The 20209-nt window shown below is 44.6% G+C and carries 19 protein-coding genes and 1 pseudogene; 4 read left to right on the forward strand and 16 right to left on the reverse strand.

The genetic code is table 11. The annotated features are described in order from the left end of the window. Positions 1–6 precede the first annotated feature (6 nt). The 4 genes from MOC09_RS17215 to MOC09_RS17230 form a co-directional block, all read right to left on the reverse strand. Entirely contained in the window at positions 7–813 is an 807-nt protein-coding gene (locus MOC09_RS17215; protein WP_268371281.1) for a glycosyltransferase family 2 protein, read from the reverse strand. Between the two features lie 89 nt (positions 814–902). Further along, positions 903–1436 (reverse strand): hypothetical protein, encoded by a 534-nt coding sequence (locus tag MOC09_RS17220; protein WP_268371283.1) that lies wholly within the window; start codon positions 1434–1436, stop codon positions 903–905. A 47-nt stretch (positions 1437–1483) separates the two neighbouring features. Further along, positions 1484–2119: a permease prefix domain 1-containing protein gene (locus MOC09_RS17225; RefSeq protein WP_268358872.1), complete on the reverse strand. Its 636-nt coding sequence runs from the start codon at positions 2117–2119 to the stop codon at positions 1484–1486. After that, positions 2112–2450: a PadR family transcriptional regulator gene (locus MOC09_RS17230; protein WP_268358871.1), complete on the reverse strand. Its 339-nt coding sequence runs from the start codon at positions 2448–2450 to the stop codon at positions 2112–2114. The genes MOC09_RS17225 and MOC09_RS17230 overlap by 8 nt, the downstream gene beginning before the upstream one ends. 143 nt (positions 2451–2593) lie before the next feature. Here MOC09_RS17230 and MOC09_RS17235 point away from each other — a divergent pair, with 143 nt between their 5' ends. Next, positions 2594–3409, forward strand: a complete 816-nt coding sequence (locus tag MOC09_RS17235; RefSeq protein WP_268358869.1) for a bifunctional hydroxymethylpyrimidine kinase/phosphomethylpyrimidine kinase — start codon at positions 2594–2596, stop codon at positions 3407–3409. 94 nt (positions 3410–3503) lie between these two features. Here MOC09_RS17235 and MOC09_RS17240 read toward each other — a convergent pair whose 3' ends face one another. The 3 genes from MOC09_RS17240 to scrA all read right to left on the reverse strand — a co-directional run bounded on the left by MOC09_RS17240 (position 3504) and on the right by scrA (position 6667). Next, complete coding sequence (locus MOC09_RS17240; protein ID WP_268358867.1) at positions 3504–3752, reverse strand: hypothetical protein; 249 nt, start codon at positions 3750–3752, stop codon at positions 3504–3506. A 93-nt stretch (positions 3753–3845) separates the two neighbouring features. Then, positions 3846–5285 carry a sucrose-6-phosphate hydrolase gene (gene sacA, locus MOC09_RS17245; RefSeq protein WP_268371285.1) on the reverse strand — a complete coding sequence of 480 codons (1440 nt, stop codon included), beginning with the start codon at positions 5283–5285 and terminating at the stop codon, positions 3846–3848. Further along, entirely contained in the window at positions 5282–6667 is a 1386-nt protein-coding gene (gene scrA / locus MOC09_RS17250; protein ID WP_268358863.1) for a PTS system sucrose transporter subunit IIBC, read from the reverse strand. Before scrA ends, sacA begins: the two co-directional genes overlap by 4 nt. Before the next feature lie 300 nt (positions 6668–6967). On the opposite strand from scrA, the pseudogene MOC09_RS17255 reads away from it, so the two are divergent. Continuing rightward, positions 6968–7707 (forward strand): annotated as a pseudogene (locus tag MOC09_RS17255) (formate/nitrite transporter family protein). A 70-nt stretch (positions 7708–7777) separates the two neighbouring features. Here MOC09_RS17255 and sacT read toward each other — a convergent pair. After that, the gene (sacT, locus tag MOC09_RS17260; RefSeq protein ID WP_268371287.1) at positions 7778–8608 is read right to left on the reverse strand and encodes a sac operon transcriptional antiterminator SacT; all 831 of its coding nucleotides are present in this window, start codon (positions 8606–8608) and stop codon (positions 7778–7780) included. A 39-nt stretch (positions 8609–8647) separates the two neighbouring features. Further along, on the reverse strand, positions 8648–8950 hold the full coding sequence (locus MOC09_RS17265) for a hypothetical protein (protein WP_003222155.1): 303 nt from the start codon (positions 8948–8950) through the stop codon (positions 8648–8650). A 527-nt stretch (positions 8951–9477) separates the two neighbouring features. On the opposite strand from MOC09_RS17265, the gene vpr reads away from it, so the two are divergent. Next, entirely contained in the window at positions 9478–11898 is a 2421-nt protein-coding gene (gene vpr, locus MOC09_RS17270) for a serine protease Vpr (RefSeq protein ID WP_268358857.1), read from the forward strand. 38 nt (positions 11899–11936) lie between these two features. Here vpr and MOC09_RS17275 read toward each other — a convergent pair whose 3' ends face one another. The 4 genes from MOC09_RS17275 to MOC09_RS17290 all read right to left on the reverse strand — a co-directional run bounded on the left by MOC09_RS17275 (position 11937) and on the right by MOC09_RS17290 (position 16499). Continuing rightward, positions 11937–12938 carry an LLM class flavin-dependent oxidoreductase gene (locus MOC09_RS17275; protein ID WP_268371288.1) on the reverse strand — a complete coding sequence of 334 codons (1002 nt, stop codon included), beginning with the start codon at positions 12936–12938 and terminating at the stop codon, positions 11937–11939. 174 nt (positions 12939–13112) lie between these two features. After that, positions 13113–13862, reverse strand: a complete 750-nt coding sequence (nfsA, locus tag MOC09_RS17280) for an oxygen-insensitive NADPH nitroreductase (RefSeq protein ID WP_268371290.1) — start codon at positions 13860–13862, stop codon at positions 13113–13115. 103 nt (positions 13863–13965) lie between these two features. Then, a complete protein-coding gene (gene rodA / locus MOC09_RS17285) occupies positions 13966–15144 on the reverse strand; it encodes a cell shape-determining peptidoglycan glycosyltransferase RodA (protein WP_268359799.1) in 1179 nt (392 codons plus the stop codon). A 209-nt stretch (positions 15145–15353) separates the two neighbouring features. Beyond that, the gene (locus tag MOC09_RS17290; RefSeq protein ID WP_268371292.1) at positions 15354–16499 is read right to left on the reverse strand and encodes a GNAT family N-acetyltransferase; all 1146 of its coding nucleotides are present in this window, start codon (positions 16497–16499) and stop codon (positions 15354–15356) included. Between the two features lie 228 nt (positions 16500–16727). Between MOC09_RS17290 and ywcE the strand changes: the two genes are divergently transcribed. Then, positions 16728–16991: a spore morphogenesis/germination protein YwcE gene (gene ywcE, locus MOC09_RS17295; RefSeq protein ID WP_268359801.1), complete on the forward strand. Its 264-nt coding sequence runs from the start codon at positions 16728–16730 to the stop codon at positions 16989–16991. A 241-nt stretch (positions 16992–17232) separates the two neighbouring features. Here ywcE and qoxD read toward each other — a convergent pair whose 3' ends face one another. Genes qoxD through qoxB form a run of 3 tightly spaced genes read right to left on the reverse strand, consistent with a single transcriptional unit; the run spans position 17233 to position 20186 of the window. Further along, on the reverse strand, positions 17233–17607 hold the full coding sequence (qoxD, locus tag MOC09_RS17300) for a cytochrome aa3 quinol oxidase subunit IV (RefSeq protein ID WP_072183250.1): 375 nt from the start codon (positions 17605–17607) through the stop codon (positions 17233–17235). 1 nt (position 17608) lies between these two features. Next, complete coding sequence (gene qoxC, locus MOC09_RS17305) at positions 17609–18223, reverse strand: cytochrome aa3 quinol oxidase subunit III (protein ID WP_003236031.1); 615 nt, start codon at positions 18221–18223, stop codon at positions 17609–17611. Positions 18224–18236: 13 nt separating this feature from the next. Next, a complete protein-coding gene (qoxB, locus tag MOC09_RS17310) occupies positions 18237–20186 on the reverse strand; it encodes a cytochrome aa3 quinol oxidase subunit I (RefSeq protein ID WP_003222173.1) in 1950 nt (649 codons plus the stop codon). Between the last annotated feature and the right edge of the window lie 23 nt (positions 20187–20209).

A 20209-nucleotide genomic window follows, 5' to 3' on the forward strand; every position in this document is an offset into this window, starting at 1 on the left:
CCTCCCTTACGAACGATGAAGCCTGGAATAGACAGGCTTGCCATCCCATACAATTTCACTTTTTGCTTCCCGTCTTTTCATCTCAGGCTCTTCAAGCAGAACGGCAAAGTTTTTCGTCGGCAGTTCCCCGAGTCCGTGCTTTTCACTTAAACGGTCCAAATATTGTTTCCGCTTGGCGCCAAGATCGGCCGACTGATTGTCCCCCGCGTCACTAAAGGCATAAATCACACTGGCACAAGGGACACGCTTCACCCGATAATCCTTAGCCGCGCGCAAATAAAAATCCCAGTCCCAATAATTGTGCACATCAGCATCGAAATACCCGATTTCATCATGCAGAAAACGTCTGTACATGCTGCCCGACGGCACGTATGTAGAGAACACTCTCATATCCTCATAGTCAGCGGTATAAGCAAACAGCTTCCGGGAAACTGGGTATCTTGTTCCGTTTTTCTCTTCAAACGAGACAATTTCCGCATCAGAATGAACAAAATCGGCCGTTTCTATTTCCTTCGCCATTCTCTCCATATGTCCCGGCGTAAAGAAATCATCATCATCACAAAGCATAATGCAATCGCCTGACGCCTCTTTTACACCGGCATTTCTTGCAGCCACATGCCCCGAGTTCTTTTCTAAATTGATGACAGCAATTGGCAGCTCCGGATACAGTGCTTTGACCGGCACGACCGATTCCCCGGCATCATTCACAATAATAACTTCATAGGGCTTCATGGTCTGCTGCGAAATCGACTCCAGAAGCTCACACAAAGCCGGAATTCGGTTATAGGTCACAATTACGATAGAAATCTTCATGATGCTCTCCTTCTCATTTTCATAGTCATGTACTATTAAAACATATATTGGACGGGAGATCAGTGGGAATATCCTACTGAAACGGGAAACTAAAATGATAGAAACAGCAAAGTGGCTCCGATCAGAAGCACCATGATCAGTATCAGATCTCCCAGGACATGAAAAAGATCCTTCAGCCGGACGCCATTCGGAAGAATGAGATGCCACAGCTTAGATTGATAGACCGGAAGCAGCACCAGCGCATAAGAAAGACACAAAAATGTAAAAGCCGGCGGAACAAGAGCACAGCCTGCATCGTCCCAATTCCTTACGATGTCTTTCATACTGGATCCATCTAATAAAAACAAAGATATCATGATGGCCAGCAACACAAAGGACCCCAATTGAACCTCGAACAGACGCATTTTTTGGTTATACGCAAACCGGACCGCCCAAAACCAGACGTAAGCATATGTACATAACAGCATAAGAATGGCACCGGCTGTAAATACAACATCAGGCAGCCGATCAAGCAGAAAAACAAAAGGCAAGCTGGCTAACATAGCCAAGAGCATGTAGCCGCCAGTAAACAAAAATACTGCTCCATGAGCCACAAAACCATATAAACAAGAGCTAATCCTCATGACATACACCTTCCTTACATAGAAATTCTATGTATATACCAAAAAAATCAGGCAAGCTTACGCCTGCCAATATAACAGCCCATTCGGCCGAATAATGGAAATAACAGCGTTGCACAGACACAAGTTCCTACAAGCCAGGGCGTCAGCAAGGATTGAAACAACGCGGCAGGAATCACATTGAAAAGAAAAACAAGCATAAAGATGACATTTGGCACCATGCAAATTAAAATCGTATGCAATACAAGCTGTTCTCCGCGTTTGCCAAACTCCCTCACCCCTTGATACCCAATCAGCACCCAGTAGATGATATATGCAGCTAAGATCAGCCACACAGAAACAGAAATGCCTTTCCATACTGCATAAACAACGGGTGATTCAAGCCAGACATGCATCATCGTAATGGCGGTGCCGACAGCAAATAATGCACTGTTACAGAAAAGATGGAAACACAAAAATGCACGGAACGTGACAGGCTGTTCTTTTTTAAACGAAGAAACAATGTCAGCAGGCGTTCCGAATACCTGTAGTAACGTTTGCATAGCTTCCGCCTCACTTTTCCCTTCTTGAAGAGAATGAAGCAGATGATGTTCAATGTGGCTCTCAATCTCTTCTATTACTGCCTCGCCTTCTGAAAGCTCCTTAAGCCCGTTTTTGATTTCAGATAAATACGCTTCTTTATCCATTCTGTCCGCCCCGCTTCAGCATTCGGTCCATCATAGCCGAAAAAACGCTCCATTCCTTCGTGCGTTCCGCCAACACCTCTTTGCCTTCATTTGTAATCCGGTAATATTTGCGGTCAGGCCCTTTCTCCTGCTTCTCCCAATATGACGAAATAAATCCTTGGCGCTCAAGCTTATGGAGAGAAGGATACAGGGTCCCTTCTTTCATCTGCAGTTCATTTCCGCTGCGTGTTCCCATTTCTTTGACAAGCTCATAGCCGTACATCGGCCGCTCGTTCAAAAGCGTCAATACCAATATAACGGTGCTGCCCTTAACCAGTTCACGATTTAACATCACAAAACCCCTACCTAGTTTTCTTATGTAGCATTTTACGAAAGCCCTTGGGTATTGTCAAATGATTCCTTTAGACCTTCTATATTGTGATACAGAGAAAATCTAACTATAATGAAAGACAAAACACGATGGAGGTTCAAAACATGTCTATGCATAAAGCACTCACCATTGCCGGCTCTGATTCCAGCGGCGGTGCTGGGATACAAGCTGATTTAAAAACATTTCAAGAAAAAAACGTATACGGGATGACCGCCTTAACAGTGGTCGTTGCGATGGACCCGAACAACAGCTGGGACCACCAGGTATTCCCGATCGATACTGATATAATTCGCGCCCAGCTGGCAACCATTACGGACGGCATCGGTGTGGACGCCATGAAAACAGGAATGCTGCCAACCGTTGACATTATCGAGCTTGCGGCAAAAACGATCAAAGAAAAACAATTGAAAAATGTGGTAATTGACCCGGTTATGGTTTGCAAAGGAGCTAATGAGGTTCTTTATCCAGAGCACGCCCAAGCCCTGCGTGAACAATTAGCGCCCCTTGCCACTGTCATTACGCCGAATCTGTTTGAAGCCAGCCAGCTCAGCGGCATGGATGAATTAAAAACAGTTGACGATATGATCGAAGCAGCGAAAAAAATTCATGAGCTCGGCGCTCAATATGTCGTCATTACAGGCGGAGGCAAACTCAAACATGAAAAAGCGGTTGATGTTCTCTATGACGGAGAAACAGCGGAAGTTCTTGAAAGTGAAATGATTGATACGCCTTATACACACGGAGCTGGCTGTACGTTCTCAGCAGCCGTGACAGCGGAGCTCGCCAAAGGTGCGGAAGTCAAAGAAGCCATTTACGCAGCGAAAGAATTCATTACTGCTGCCATTAAAGAATCCTTCCCGCTAAACCAGTATGTCGGACCTACGAAGCATTCTGCCCTGCGCCTGAATAAACAATTATAAACATAATCAAAAAAGGCTGTCCCAGCAGGACAGCCTTTTTTATATGACTGAAAACTTTCACAGAAAAAAACTGCCGATCCGGTCGGCAGCCTGTTTATTTGATTTTTAAATTGTTCGCAGATTGCCTCAAAAATGCTTCTATCGACTGAACAAAAAGTGCATATTCCTTCATTTGCTCATATGCCCGGGCAAGAATTTCCGCCGTTTCACTGTGCGGCGTTGTTCCGCCAAGCATTTTTTTCAGCTGAAGCAGCACATCCTTATATTCTTCCCGCTTATCTTCAACTTGGTCCGCAGCCTTTTCTAAACATTCCGGTGTTATCTTCTGTTCATGTATATTCAAGAAAACAACTCCTTTTACAGAAAAAAATAGTAGGTTATCGTTGAAGAATAGCACAGATGGCACAGATTTCACATAAGAAAATAGAAGGATTTTCTACATAAGGGTCCAAATTCCGACGTTCATTTCAGTTTTGCCGGTGGAACTGGCTGTCACTTCATGATTTCCCGGGAAAGGAAAATATCTCGCACTGAAGACCTCTTCTCCGTTGTTGATAAAGACTTCCACAGATGACGCGTCGATAAACATGTGCACGGTATGCAAATCCTTGATGCGGCAATGTCTCGCTTCTGTTCCTTTTCCATCGAAGCTCGTCCGCTCCAGTGTCACAATCCCCTCGTCCTTATGAAAGGAAAACGCAGCTGTTCCGCGAATACTGATTGAAAAACCAGTCTCCGTGTCAATGTCTTCAAGCAAGATCTCAGCTCTTTCAGGGTTTTCAACTGGCAGCGTGCCAGATGATCCATGCATGTTGATGTGTATTTTTTTCTCATTCCTGCGCATGGCTTTCAGCTCAGGCAGCGGCTGCTGAATCAGCTTTTGTCCTGATAGCGTCAGCTGTCTCGGCAGCGTCATACAGTGAATCCAGTGATAGTCAATCGTCGGATGGGACCCTTCATCCTGATCAGGCACAGCCATCCATGCAAACATAATCCGCCTTCCCTGATCGTCTTCAAGTGTTTGGGGTGCGTAAAAATCAAAACCTTGGTCAAGCTCCGTAAAATCCCCATGCCTTAGTTCAGGCTTGCTATAATCAAGACGCCCGATAAAATAACCTGATTGATACACATTTTGATAACGGATACCGTCAGCCTCAAGCCCTTGAGGCGAGACGATCAGCACGTCTGACCCTTGAAGGGAAAACAAATCAGGGCATTCCCACATGTATCCGAAATCGTCCAACCCGTTAAAGCCCGCGCCAGCTATCGGGCCGAGAAATCTCCACTCTGTCAGGTTATCAGAAGCAAACAGCACAGCGTGTCCCTGCAGACTCTCCGTTTGCGCACCGATCACCATATACCATGTTCCTTCATGCTCCCATACTTTCGGATCACGAAAATGCGCCGTGTATCCTTCCGGGAGGCGGGCGACGACACCCTTTTTCTCAAAGGACAGTCCGTCGTCAGACACAGCAAGGCATTGATACGTTTCCCGGTTCCCGTCCTGGTCCCTGACATTTCCTGTGTAAAATAGATAGAGCCGACCGTCTTTTGTGACAGCGCTGCCCGAGTAGCAGCCGTTTTTATCGAACCAATCACTCGGGGCAAGCGCAATCTCTTCCCGCTTCCAACTCACCATATCCTGTGTCGTATAATGGCCCCAAAATTTCGCGCCGTGCCCCGTCTGAAATGGCTGCCATTGAAAGAACACATGATAGCTGCCCTTCCAATAAATCACGCCATTCGGGTCATTCAGCAGGCCAACCGGGGGCATGATATGAAAATGCTGGCGGTACGGATCGCTGCTAACAATCGGCTCTTTTTTATCCACTTCCTCATAAGCTCGGCGCCGAAGCTCCTGATCATGTACTGTCATTTTTTCCTCTCCTCATCCTCGTTAATCTTCATGATAAGCGCTGCAATGAACGCTGATACTGCCGCAATCGCCATTCCAATCAGATAGTTGGCCAGGTTGCCGAAGCCAAACGGAGCCGCGATGGCAATCATCGGAATACCCGTTAACCCGTAAGCGTTTGCGGCAACATGTGTAAAGACAACGTATGCACCGCCCAATGCGCCTCCGATCATCGCGGCGATAAACGGTTTTCGGTAGCGAAGATTGACTCCGAATATGACAGGCTCAGTAATGCCGAGAAAAGCGGAAAATGCAGCCGGAAGCGCAATTTCTTTTGTCTTTGCCTTCTTCGCCATAAAGAAGACAGCAAGGCCGGCGCCGCCCTGTGCAACATTCGCCATAGACCAGATCGGCAGCAGATAGTTTTTGCCTATATCTGCAATAAGGCCTGCCTCAATCGCATGAAAGCTGTGATGAACGCCTGTCAGCACGATGAGTGAATACGTGCCCCCAAAAATCAGCCCCGCAACAAAACCGGCATGGTCATATACATACGTTAAAGCAACCGTAATGCCGGAGCCAAGGGCTCTGCCCAGAGGGCCAATCGCGATAAAAGCGACAAACCCGGTGACAATCACTGTAACAAAAGGTGTAACAAGCAAATCAACCGCGTGAGGAACCACTTTTCTTGTCCATTTCTCTACCTTGCTCATCACATAAACCGCCAGCAGAACAGGAATGACCGTACCCTGATAGCCGAGAAGCGCGATATCGAATCCGAATAGATTCATATAATCAGGTGTTGCTTCCGCCAACCCCCATGGATTCAAGAGAGTCGGATGAATCATGATTCCCCCGATAACTGCTCCCAAGTAAGGGTTGCTGCCAAACTCTTTTGAAGCGCTTACTCCAATGAGAATCGGCAAGAAAATGAATGCTGCACTTGAAAACATATCAAGCAGCTGCAGCAGTGCTGAGTCCTTGCTCATCCAATGGAACGCATTGATCATACCCAGTAATCCCATTAATAGGCCGCTGGCTACAATAGCCGGTATGATTGGAACAAATATATTAGAAAGCGTTTTCGCAAATCTCGCAGCAGGATTTAGCTTCTCTTTTGCCGCATCCTGATGGTTTACATGTTCTTCATGATCAATATCCGCTTCCTTCGAAAAAGCATCATACACCTTATTGACAAGGCCTGTTCCGAAAATGATTTGGTACTGGCCAGAGCTGCTGAAAGCGCCTTTGACGCCATCAAGATTTTCTACTTGTGCTTGATCTATCTTTGATTCATCCTTAATCACTAAACGCAGTCTTGTTGCACAATGAGCCGCGCTGATAATGTTTTCTTTCCCCCCGAGAAGCTCAATGAGGCGTTTTGCAGTCTCTTTGTAGTCCATCTTTTTCTCCCCCTTTTATTAAAACAAAAAAGACCTAAAATTCGCCAACGAATAAAGGACACAGTGATCCTTTTTCATTTACGCAAATTTTAGGTCTTGCCTGCTTTACCAGTCACAATCCCGCTTATTCAGATTGAGAATACGCTTTCATCATAAAACATGACAGCGTTTTCGTCAACTGTTTTTTAGTTAAAAAGTTTGATAAAACATGTAGACAAAAATTCGTAAAAATTACTTGTGAAACAATTCACAATATCATGCTATACTATGCTCAATCATAATAGAAAGCAGGAAAAGGCCATGGAGACTCAAGCATTGCAAAAGGTTGAACAGTACGCTTTGAAAAAACAAAATATATTCAATTCAAGCAAAACCCGTTATTTGCTTCGGTCGATTTTGGCCAGCATGTTTATCGGTTTCGGCATTACAGCCGCAAGCAAAACAGGCAGCTATTTCTCTATGGCCGATTCTCCATTTGGTTTCCGGCAGCAGCTGTCACATTCGGAGCCGCTATTCTGCTGATTGCTTACGGAGGCGGAGATTTATTTACCGGCAACACCTTTTATTTCACCTATACCGCGCTCCGAAAAAAAATCCGCTGGCGCGACTCCCTGTACCTGTGGATATCAAGCTATGCCGGCAACTTGATTGGCGCCCTCCTGTTTGCCATGCTGATCAGCGCAACAGGACTTTTTGAAGAGGCTTCTGTACATTCCTTTTTGATTCATCTGGCTGAGCATAAAATGGAGCCGCCCGCTTTTGAACTGTTTTTCAGAGGAATGCTGTGCAATTGGCTTGTGTGCCTCGCCTTTTTCATTCCGATGTCCCTCAAAGGTGAAGGAGCAAAGCTGTTTGCCATGATGCTTTTTATTTTCTGCTTCTTTATTTCTGGTTTTGAGCACAGCATTGCCAATATGTGCACAGTCGCCATCTCACTTTTGATCGATCATCCTGATACGGTGACACTGCTGGGAGCGGTCAGAAACTTAATTCCTGTGACGCTAGGCAATCTGACCGCGGGAATGGTAATGATGGGCTAGATGTACTATACGCTGAATCCCGATCAATAAAAAAAAACTTCCAGAGAAGACTCCCTGCAAGTCAAAGCGGTTATTCCGAGAGATCTTGAAGACGCTGGACATGCAGCGTGATATAGCCGGCCTCGGACTCCGGCAAATGTAATTGATATTCATTTTTCAAAAACTCCGCCAGCTCCAGCGCACATTGATAGGCAAATGAATACTTTTTTTGGATGAAATAAAGCATCTCCTCGTCCATACGATGGAGCGCTTCATTTGATTCCAACCGGCTGACCGCGTATCGCAAATGCGTGACAAGGCGTTGATAGGAAATGCTGTTTTCATCCACCTTTCGATTAAAATAGTTTTCTATTTTCTCTATCATTTCTTTAATCATGGTCGTATGCTTCAGCGCTGAATACATGCTCTCCGCATCCATCTTCGCCGTATGGATGTGAAGGGCAATATAGCCCGCTTCATCTTCAGGAAGAGACACGCCCAATGTCTCTTTTACGTGTCCGATCGCCCAGAGGCCGATCTCATATTCTTTTTTATAGAGCGCCTTGATCTCATGCAGCAATTTATTCTGCACAAGCAGCCCATTTTGAACCCTTTCGATCGCAAAGGATAAATGGTCAGAAAGCGCGATATGAATGTGATCGCTCAGCGGCGCCGCGAGCTCTCCTTCCGCATAGCTGATGATATCCTCAGCTATTTCTATATGCTCCTCCGGCAGCGTTTGCAGGATTTGTTTGAACTTTTCATTCTCGTCGTGCACGACAAAGATCTTTTCCACTTTATTCATAGGGATGAGATCATTTTTCTTTTTTTGAAAAGCGATTCCAGGTCCCATCACAATTTTTTCCTGATCATCCTCTTTTATTAAAGCCGCATTGTTGTTTAATACTTTATAGATTTTCAAGAGGCTATCTCTCCCGCCAATTTGCTTTTGACTGGGATTTTACCTCCTTTTGACCGCCATGTAAAGATGCGGGCCCGCTCTCTCCTGTTTTGGCGATTCCTTGAAGGCTTGCAGACATCTTCTTTTATAAAGCGCGGCGGCTTTTGCTTTCTGCTTTTCTTCCTCATTCACAGCCATCCGCCATTCATAAAACGAAACAAGCCCTGCGGCCTGCACCGCCGCTTTTCTTTGGTATGTACGCTGAGCCGAATAGACCGCGGCAGCCGCAGTTTTTCTGTCCGGCGTCACCCAGTTCATCAAAAAGACCATCCACACCCGTAAAGATACAAGCAAACGTTTCATAGAAAAACATCCCTCCGCTTCTTTTTGGCAGGCAGCCTTTTTAGCAGCCCGTTTTCTCAGCCGAGCCCGCGGGAAAAGACGGCCGATTTCTTTTCTCGCAAACTAGCGGCTCTAGCAAAACTCATGACTCTATGATAGACCGTGGGAAGAGAATTCTTTGTCACAATATGAGTGAAAAAACCAACTAGTTTTTAGAAGTTTTGTTGAAAGCTGAAAGAATTGAAATGAAAATTGGAGAACTGTTTTAAAAACTTTATACACAGGTTATCCCAAAGATAAGAACAACTTAATCACAATAGATATCCACATGTCCACAAACCCCTTCTATATTTTGTATAGGAACATACATTCCCAACTATATATATACACAGGTTTATTCACTTATACACAGGGTTCTGTGTATAACTCCTTCGTTATACACAAGCAAAATCCAATAAATGGTCCAAATGACACAAGGACTTTTTTGAATTTTCAAGAAATATATACTAGATCTTCACCATTTTTCTAAATACAAAGGGGGAAACACATTGAAAAAAGGGATCATTCGCTTTCTGCTTGTAAGTTTTGTTTTATTTTTTACGTTATCCACAGGTATGACGGGCGTCAAGGCAGCGCCGGCTTCTTCAAAAACATCGGCTGACCTGGAAAAAGCCGAGATATTCGGTGATATCGATATGACAACAAGCAAAAAAACAACCGTTATTGTGGAATTAAAAGAAAAATCCTTGGCAGAGGCGAAGGAAGCGGGAGAAAGCCAAACGAAAAGCAAGCTGAAAACCGCCCGCACCAAAGCAAAAAACAAAGCCGTTAAAGCGGTGAAAAACGGAAAAGTAAACCGGGAATATGAACAGGTATTCTCAGGCTTTTCTATGAAACTCCCAGCTAATGAGATTCCAAAACTTCTCGCGGTAAAAGACGTAAAGGCAGTATACCCGAACGTCACATATAAAACAGATCATATGAAGGATAAAGACGTCACAATCTCCGAGGACGCCGTATCACCGCAAATGGATGACAGCGCACCGTATATCGGAGCAAACGACGCATGGAACTTAGGCTACACAGGAAAAGGAGTCAAAGTGGCAATTATTGATACAGGGGTTGAATACAATCACCCTGATTTGAAGAAAAATTTCGGACAATATAAAGGATATGATTTCGTAGACAATGATTACGATCCAAAAGAAACACCAACAGGCGATCCGAGGGGCGGAGCAACTGACCATGGCACACACGTAGCCGGAACTGTTGCCGCAAACGGAACGATTAAAGGCGTAGCGCCTGATGCCACACTTCTTGCTTACCGTGTTCTTGGCCCTGGCGGAAGCGGCACAACGGAAAATGTCATTGCCGGAGTAGAACGCGCTGTACAGGACGGAGCAGATGTGATGAACCTGTCTCTTGGAAACTCATTAAACAACCCGGACTGGGCGACAAGCACAGCGCTTGACTGGGCCATGTCAGAAGGTGTTGTCGCAGTAACGTCAAACGGCAACAGCGGACCGAACGGCTGGACAGTCGGATCACCAGGCACTTCAAGAGAAGCAATTTCTGTCGGTGCGACTCAGCTGCCGCTCAATGAATACGCCGTCACATTCGGCTCCTATTCTTCAGCAAAAGTGATGGGCTATAACAAAGAGGACGATGTCAAAGCGCTCAATAACAAAGAAGTTGAGCTTGTTGAAGCAGGAATTGGCGAGGAAAAGGATTTTGAAGGAAAAGACCTGACAGGCAAAGTCGCCGTTGTCAAAAGGGGCGGCATTGCGTTTGTGGATAAAGCGGATCATGCAAAAAAAGCCGGCGCCATCGGCATGGTTGTGTATAACAACCTCACTGGGGAAATTGAAGCCAATGTGCCGGGCATGTCTGTCCCAACGATTAAGCTTTCATTAGAAGACGGCGAAAAACTCGTCAGCGCCCTGAAAGCAGGCGAGACGAAAACAACATTCAAGTTGACGGTCTCAAAAGCGCTTGGTGAGCAAGTAGCTGATTTTTCATCCCGCGGCCCTGTAATGGATACGTGGATGATTAAGCCGGATATTTCCGCGCCGGGCGTCAATATCGTCAGCACCATTCCGACACATGATCCTGGCCACCCTTACGGCTACGGATCAAAACAAGGAACAAGCATGGCATCTCCTCATATTGCCGGAGCGGTTGCCGTTATCAAACAAGCCAAACCAAAGTGGAGCGTTGAACAGATCAAAGCCGCCATCATGAACACCGCTGTCACCTTAAAGGATGGCGACGGAGAAGTGTATCCGCATAATGCCCAAGGCGCAGGCAGTGCGAGAATCATGAATGCAATCAAAGCTGACTCACTCGTCTCACCTGGAAGCTATTCATATGGCACATTCATGAAGGAAAACGGAAATGAAACGAAAAAAGAAACCTTTACGATTGAAAACCAATCTTCCATTAGAAAGTCATACACACTTGAATACTCATTTGAAGGCAGCGGCATCTCCACATCTGGTACAAGCCGTGTTGTGATTCCGGCACATAAATCCGGAAAAGCCACTGCAAAAGTAAAGGTCAATACAAAGAAAACAAAAGCCGGCACCTATGAAGGAACGGTTATCGTCAGAGAAGGCGGAAAAACCGTTGCTAAGGTGCCTACATTGCTGATCGTCAAAGAGCCTGATTATCCGAGGGTAACATCTGTCTCCGTCAGCGAAGGATCTGAACAAGGCACCTATCAAATTGAAACCTACCTTCCTGCGGGAGCAGAAGAGCTGGCGTTCCTCGTCTATGACAGCAGTCTTGATTTTGCGGGCCAAGCCGGCATCTATAAAAATCAAGATAAAGGCTATCAGTACTTTGACTGGGACGGCACGATTAATGGCGGAACAAAGCTTCCGGCCGGAGAATATTACTTGCTCGCCTATGCCGCGAACAAAGGCAAATCAAGCCAGGTTCTGACGGAAGAGCCTTTTACCATTGATTAATAAGAAGCCCTGCCGATTCGGCGGGGCTTTTTCAGCTATTAATTCGCAAATGCCTCCTGCAGCAAGCGGTAAGAATGGAGCTTATCTTCAAAATGGTGTGTGATGGTCACCGCCATGATTTCCTCTGTTCCATACGCTTTACTCAAAGCCAGCAGCTGCTCCTTCACCTGTTCTTTCGTGCCGACAATCATTCGATTTCGATTATCAGCAATACGTCTCTGTTCATAAGGGGAGTACGTATTTTTCCGAACAGCTTCATACGAAGGAACACCTTTTAAAGGAATGCCCTGCTCCCCTGCTAAAAGCGTAAAATCAAGCACAGCCGCAAGCTCCTCTGCCTTCTCCTCCGTGTCAGCACAAAGAACGAAAACAGCGACTGCCGCTCGGGGCGTGTCTCCTAATACAGACGGATTGAATCGTCTTTTATACTGCCTGACTGTATCCTCACCGCCCTCCCCATTGATAAAGTGGGCAAACATATAGCCAGCACCCGAATCAGCGGCAAGCAGCGCGCTTTCTCCAGATGAGCCAAGCAGCCACACATCAGGTGCGGTTGAAATATGCGGCGCTGCCGTCAGATTCGGAAAACGATGTTTGTCATCCGCCAAATCATGCAAATACATGGTCAGCTCCTCGATTTGCTGCGGATACTGATCGGCATTCCGCTTCCCGCCGTCATTCAGCGCCCATGATGCAATCGGCATTCCACCTGGTGCTCTGCCAAGCCCCAGATCAATTCTTCCCGGTGCCAGCCCTTCCAGCACACGGAAATTCTCAGCTACTTTATAAGCGCTGTAGTGCGGCAGCATGACGCCGCCTGACCCAACACGGATTCGATCCGTTTTCGCCGCTATATGACTAATCAGCACTTCTGGGCTTGATCCTGCCAGCCGCTTTGAAAAATGGTGTTCAGACACCCAAAATCTCTTATATCCAAGGTCCTCAGCAGCTTGCGCAAGCGCAACGGTTTGCTGCAATGCTGTTTCTGCAGAGCTGCCTTCTGATACCGGAGATTGATCTAATATACTTAATGAAATCATCCCTACCACCTCATTCTCATCGTATCACTGATCCCCTATTTTTTCTCCAAAGCCGCTCACATGCTTATCATTGTCTCCCGATCATTCGCCATTTATTTGTGACAACATGTCTCTATTTGTCGGAATATGTTACACGTGAAACATGAAAACCTCTCCGAACCGGAGAGGTTTGCTTTAGTTCTTATTAAAACCTTTTTCTTTCACATAGTCATTTAAATACGTACGCGGCTTCTGCTTCATAAAGTTCAGAATCTGGTCAGACCACGTTTCCACACGCTGGCCGTTTGTTCTTTCTCTATAATAATCAGAAATGGTTTGATCATACGCATCCATCGTATTGCGGAAATCGTCTGTGTTCACATTATACGTATTCTCATGATAGACCGCCTGTTTTGGCAATCTCGGTTTTTTGCCGGATAGGTTGGCAGGATGGCCCACTGCCAGACCGAAAAGCGGAAGCACATGGTCAGGCGTTTGCAGCACCTCTGTCACCTTGTCCAGTTCGTTTCGAATACCACCGATATAGCAAATGCCCAGCCCCATAGATTCAGCAGCAATGCTCATATTTTGCGCTGCCAGCGCCGCATCAATCAAGCTCACCATAAACATTTCCGTATTTTCGAGCAGCTCAGAAATATGTTCGCCTTTTTCCTCAGCCAGTTTTTGATGGCGGTACAAATCCGCACAAAACACAAAAAAGTGCCCGTTCTTCTCAACGTAAGGCTGATTTCCGGCAAGCACAGACAGCTCGCGTTTTTTCTCAGGATCGGAAACCCCGATAATTGAATATGCCTGTACGTAGCTGGACGTTGACGCAGCCTGTGCACTTTTCACTAATGTATCAATTTCCTCAGCAGTCAAAAGCTGATCTGTAAAAGACCGGATGGACCGATGATTCAAAATGGTTTCAATTGTGTTATTCATCACAAGAACCTCCTTATCTGTTTTTATCATATCCGAAAAAAAGTGAACTCAAAAGCGAAATGCTCTAAACAAAAAAAGACAGCCTCTAAAGGCTGTCTTTATCTTAAGAATTAAAGAGATAGCTTCTGTATTTCGTCAGCTGCACACTTGCATTATACACAATCCCGAAGCCAATCAGCGTGGAAAGTGTAGAGCTTCCCCCGTAGCTGACAAACAGCAGCGGAATCCCGGTAACAGGCATAATACCGATGTTCATTCCGATATTCTGGAATGTGTGTATCACAATTAATGCTGTATAGCCAACGCAAAAGAAAGAAGCGAAACGGTTAAACGGATGTATTTTGTCAATCAGAACGACAAGCCTGTAGATTAAGAAGAAGAACATGATGACGACAAAGGCACAGCCTAAAAATCCAAAGGATTCACCTATGATAGAGAAGATGAAGTCAGTTGTACTTTCTGGAACATAAACCTTTAAATCAGAAATGCCATTTCCTAAAATGCCACCAGATCCTATAGCCATGATAGCTTGATCAACTTGCCACCCGCTATCATCATTCTGTGTGTCATTTGAATCAGAAACCCAAGAAGTAACCCTCTTAATTTGATATTCCTGTATTCCGACTGATTTAGCAGCGTCGGGAAAGTTTATCATTACTAATAAAATTAATGAAATGAGTAAGATACCTGAACCAGCAATGATTGTTATCAGTTTCCAATTGATCCCTGACATAAAAACCATTACAAGAACGATAAACATACATATTCCCGCAGTCCCAGCATCCTGCATCAGGATAAGACCAACAGGGATAACTGCGACACCCGCAATCTTTAATAACAGGTGAATATCATCTCTAAGCGTCCGGACTCCTTTAGGATTGGCTTTTCCGATGACTGAAGCTAGCATCATAATCAAACCAACCTTCATGAACTCTGACGGCTGTATGGTTATTCTCCCAAACCTAAACCAACTTTTTGCGCCTTTAATGACAGGTGCGATGGACTCAGGACTAATCTTAAGAATAATCAAAGATAAAATACCAATGATAAAAATATATAAACTTAATTTTTCAAGCTGTTCTAAATCAAAGTACAAAAGGACTGTGATGGCAACAGCTCCCAATAAATAAAACACAATTTGCTGTATCCAATCCGTGTTCCCGTACTGTCCAAATTGACCAGCAGCATAAATTGATACTACGCTTATAATAAAAAACACACCAAATATAAAAATCAAATCCCCCTGGTAAAAGGGGCTTTGCTGTTTCTTATATCGACCCATTCTATCCCGCCTTACATTTTCATCGGAAAATCACTAATGTTTATTATACATGAACCTCGATCAAGATGACACGTGAAGCTCGTTTCCTTTTATGTTTTTTGCGCATCTACAGCGCTTTTTCAGCTACACGAAATATGACGTATCATAAACCAAAACGTTTCGAATGACACAAAACTTTTCAAATGAAAAAAACCCCACTATAAAAGGGGTTAAAAGAAATTCATAAGAAATGGAGGTTTTAATTGAAATTCGTCATCAAGCCGTTTGATTTCCGATACCGGTCCTTTTATCATGCCTGTTTCAAAAAGGAAACGAGCACTCCTGGCACCTAGGAAGAAAGCGGTTAAAGAAGATATGCTGCATTCTATTAGATGGTCAGATGACTCTTCCGGAATGATCTGCACCTGCTGGGACTCGACACGGAAAGTCTGTCGATTCCACGGGGCCCATTGATCCGTCACCTTAAAGTCAAAGGGAGCTGTCAGCCGAGATTTTGGATATTCCCGTAAAAAACCTTCAACGTCAACGATGCGCGCCATACTATAAGGATATATCTCTTGTTTGACCCGGGGTTCGGCAGTTAAAAAATCAAGATCTTCCTCCATTTGTACAGTCAGTTCTACTTCATTTAGCATCGAATCATGCTGGCAAATAAAATTCCACAAGCCTCTCTGGGCCTCCCTGTTCAAATAAACAAATTCTTTAACTCGCATCGTTTTATTTTTAATGTCATACACAAGATATCCACAAAACACTCCACCTTCAGAGATATACATAGCCTTCATACCATCGATCTTCTCTGTCCAGTGCTCCTTTGAACGTTTCATTAGCCCATTATGCTTCGTTCTATACTGATTATAAATGGCATTCACTGCATCTGTTTCATTCTCTTGAAGCCTCCTCATGTATCCAGAGGTATCACCTAGCTTTTGCAATTGTTCTTTAAGGTAAGTCAGACGTTTTTGATAGAAACAAAGTTCCCAGCCAAATTTGCGGTAAAAGGAGATTAGGAACGGATGCAAAAAGCTGATGGTTTGGTTTTCTTTCTTCATGACCGTGAGAGCGTTCCGAATAAGTTCCTTTACTGTTCCTTTTCTTCTGTATTCAGGCCAGGTTGCCACCCCAGCAATACCTCCCATCTTCATCTCCTGCTCCTCAAGCATGACAGAAAAGGGAATAATGTGAAGCTTAGAGAAGAGTTTCTCTTGTTCCTTCATTCCGATGATGTAATGGTTCTCTAAAGCTTTTACTTTCTCTTCTCGTTCCTCATCACTGAGTTCTATCTGAAAAGCATATTCAGACATGCGGATCACTTCTCGCCAATCTTCTCTTTCAAGCTTTATTACCTGATACATCTGCATCCTCCTTTTTTTAAAAAGAAAGCTCCGTACATTCTCCTATCTTACAGCGTTTAAAAATAAGACGATAGGTCTAACTCATTTTTTCAAAAACGTGTATCAATTTCTGGAAAACATGGTATAATAATTGTAACAGAATGTTCACAAAACAACCACAAAACAGACACAACTCAGTTCCTCTATTTCATTTTTGTAAACGTTATCACAAAATGAAAGGAGACGGGTATGATGGACATGTTTTTTGCTTACTTATTGGTTGCCAGCGCAACTCCTCTCTTTATTTGGCTTGATAACAAAAAAGTCGCACTCTCAGCTATTCCGCCAATCATCTTAATGTGGGTCTTCTTCTACTTTTACGCAACAGAAAGCCTTTCTCCACTAGGACATACTCTCATGATTATCTTGTTTGCCGTCAACGTCATTGTCGCTCATATCGCTGCATTTATCATTTACGGTCTTCCGTATCTTCGCAGAAAGCGAAGCAGCTGAGGACAGCAAAAAACCCTCTTCTAACGAAGAGGGTTTCAGCGTGTCGACAAACCCTCGCATTCGTTGTCAGTCCTGCGCGTTGGTGCTCACGAATTGCTGCATTCGCTGTGCTCCAATGCTCGTCCTTCCTAGACTTCAAGGGTTTTCAATCACGCTGAACAAATGATAAAATCCCAAAAAAATTTCGTTTTGGGATTTTGCTAATAATAAAAACCCTCTTCTAACGAAGAGGGTTTTTGTATTATTCGTTGTGGCCTGAATGCTCTGAGTGTCCAGCGCCTCCAGGAGGATTTCCATCCATATGGTCACCATGGTGATAGTGAGCCGCAAAAATCCAGATGGATCCAAGCACGATAACGATCGCGCCAAAGAATCCGAACAGCGTGTTTCCGACTTGGATACCGCCGTTTTCGCTCTCTGTCATGTGCATGAACATGAGAAGCTGCAGCGCCGCCTGAATGAAGGCAAAGCCGAAAATGATCCAAAGTTTTGCTGATGAGCTTAGGTCAGTATACACTGCAACCCATAGAGCCAGCAGGGTCAAAACGATAGACAGTGCAAAACCTACAATGTGCTTCCATGGAAAGTGACTGTGTTCAGCAGATTTGTTTGCCATTTTACAGACCCCCCAATCCCATGAGATAGACACCTGTAAAGATGAAAATCCATACAACATCTAAGAAGTGCCAGTACAAGCTTGAGATAAAGATTTTAGATGAAGTTTGCGGAGTTAAGCCGCGTTTCTTCAACTGAATCAGAATTCCTGTAATCCAGAAAATACCGATTGTTACGTGAGTTCCGTGAGTTCCAAGTAAAACAAAGAATCCAGACCAGAACGCACTTGTACCGAGAGATGCTCCTTCATGTACATAGTGGACAAACTCGTTGATCTCGCAACCGACGAAGCCGGCGCCAAGAAGAAGAGTAATAATTGTCCAAATGACTACGCCTTTTAAACTTCCGCGGCGCATTTCATGAACAGCGATCCCGCAGGTAAAGCTGCTGATAAGCAGCAAGAACGTCATAATCATTACCAGATTCACTTCAAATAGTTCGTCCGGTAAGACACCTCCTGCTGTTCTGTTTTGAAGAACGAAGAAGGTTGCAAATAGTGTTGAGAACAACACAATTTCTGCCCCTAAAAAGATCCAAAACCCGAGAATATTAAGTCTGCCGGTTTCAGATTGATATTCCATAGGCGCGTTAGAATTGCCGTGTTCTGCATGTTCCATAACTCACGCCTCCTTATTCGGAAATCTTTCTTTCCGTCTCTTTTATTTCATCAACACTAATGTAATAGCCGTTGTCGTATTCGAATGAACGCAGAACCATGCAGAGCAGGACTCCGATCAATCCGACTACGCCCATCCAGTACCATTCAAAGACAAGTCCAAAGCCGGCAATACCGAAGGCAACAGACATAAAGAACGGTCTGCCAGAGTTGCTTGGCATATGGATTTTCTTGAATTTGCTTTCAGGGTATAACTCGGTTTTTTCTTCTTTCATATGATGGAATGCATCTTTAGATTTGACTTCAGGAAGCACCGCAAAGTTATAATGCGGCGGAATCGCAGAAGAAGTCGCCCAATCAAGACTGCGTCCCACACCCCATGAATCTCCGCTGATTTCACGAGTAGAGTAGCGGAAGCTGTAGTAGATGTTATAGCAAAGGATCAAGAATCCTACACCCATCATGAAAGCTCCGACAGTTGAAATAAAGTTCAATGTTGTCCAGCCGTCATTCGGTCCGTATGTGTAAATACGGCGAGGCATGCCTTGAAGCCCCAAGAAATATTGCGGGAAGAAACAAATATTGAACCCGATCATAAAGATCCAGAAGAACCATTTTCCGATTCTTTCGTTCAGCTTGTGGCCGAACATTTTTGGATACCAGAAAATAAATCCGGCAAAACAAGCAAATACAGTACCTGCGATCAGCACATAGTGGAAGTGAGATACCAGGAAGTACGTATTATGGTATTGATAATCCGCTGCTGCCATCGCAAGCATAACCCCTGTAACCCCGCCGATTACGAAGTTAGGAATGAACGCAAGCGCCCACAGCATAGGCGTTGTAAAGCTGATTCGGCCTTTATACATGGTAAAGAGCCAGTTAAAGATTTTAACCCCGGTCGGAATCGAGATAGCCATTGTCGTAATTGAGAAGAAAGAGTTAACGGACGCACTGTTCCCCATTGTGAAGAAGTGGTGAGTCCAAACTAGGAAACTCAATACGGAGATGGCGATAATAGAACCAACCATCGCTGTGTAACCAAACAATTGTTTTCTTGCAAAGCTTGAGATAATCTCAGAGAAAATACCGAATGCCGGAAGAATAACGATATATACTTCAGGATGTCCCCAAATCCAGAACAAGTTAGCCCAAAGCATCGGCATACCGCCTGCTTCCAATGTGAAAAAGTGAGCACCGAACAAACGATCAAATGATAAAAGTGCTAAAGCTACTGTAAGTACAGGGAACGCAAACACGATAATAACCATTGTGATCAGTGTTGTCCATGTGAACATTGGCATACGCATTAATGTCATGCCTTTTGTTCTCATTTTTAAGATTGTTACCATAAAGTTGATCCCTGTCATCAGGGTACCGATACCGGCAATCTGAAGTCCGAGGAGGTAGTAGTTCTCACCCGGCCCAGGGCTCATATCATTACTTGCAAGCGGCATGTAACTTGTCCAGCCTGCGTTCGGAGAACCTCCGATAACGAAAGAAATATTGAAAAGCATCGCCCCTACGAAGAACGTCCAGAAGCTAAGGTTGTTCAAGTAAGGAAACGCAACGTCGCGGGCACCGATTTGAAGAGGTACAACAACGTTGATAAGACCGATTAAAAACGGCATCGCCATGAAGATGATCATGATTGTACCGTGAGTTGTAAAAATTTCATTATAGTGGTTTGAGTCTAAAAAACTGTTATTCGGAAGCGCTAGCTGGGCACGCATCATCAGACCGTCGACACCGCCGCGGAATAACATAATTACAGCAGATATAATGTACATGATTCCGAGTTTTTTATGGTCAACAGTAGTTATCCATTCGGACCAGAGCCATTTCCACTTTTTGAAGTAAGTCAGTACAAAAATGATGGCAATGGTTGAAAGCGCAATGGAAACTTGTGCGCCCAGAATTAATGGGTCACCAGTTACGAAAAATTCATCCCATTTGAATTTCATGCGGGCTTCCTCCTTTCCTGATC

The sequence above is a fragment of the Bacillus sp. N12A5 genome (assembly GCF_026790125.1).
In the GTDB taxonomy this organism is placed as follows: Bacteria; Bacillota; Bacilli; order Bacillales; family Bacillaceae; genus Bacillus.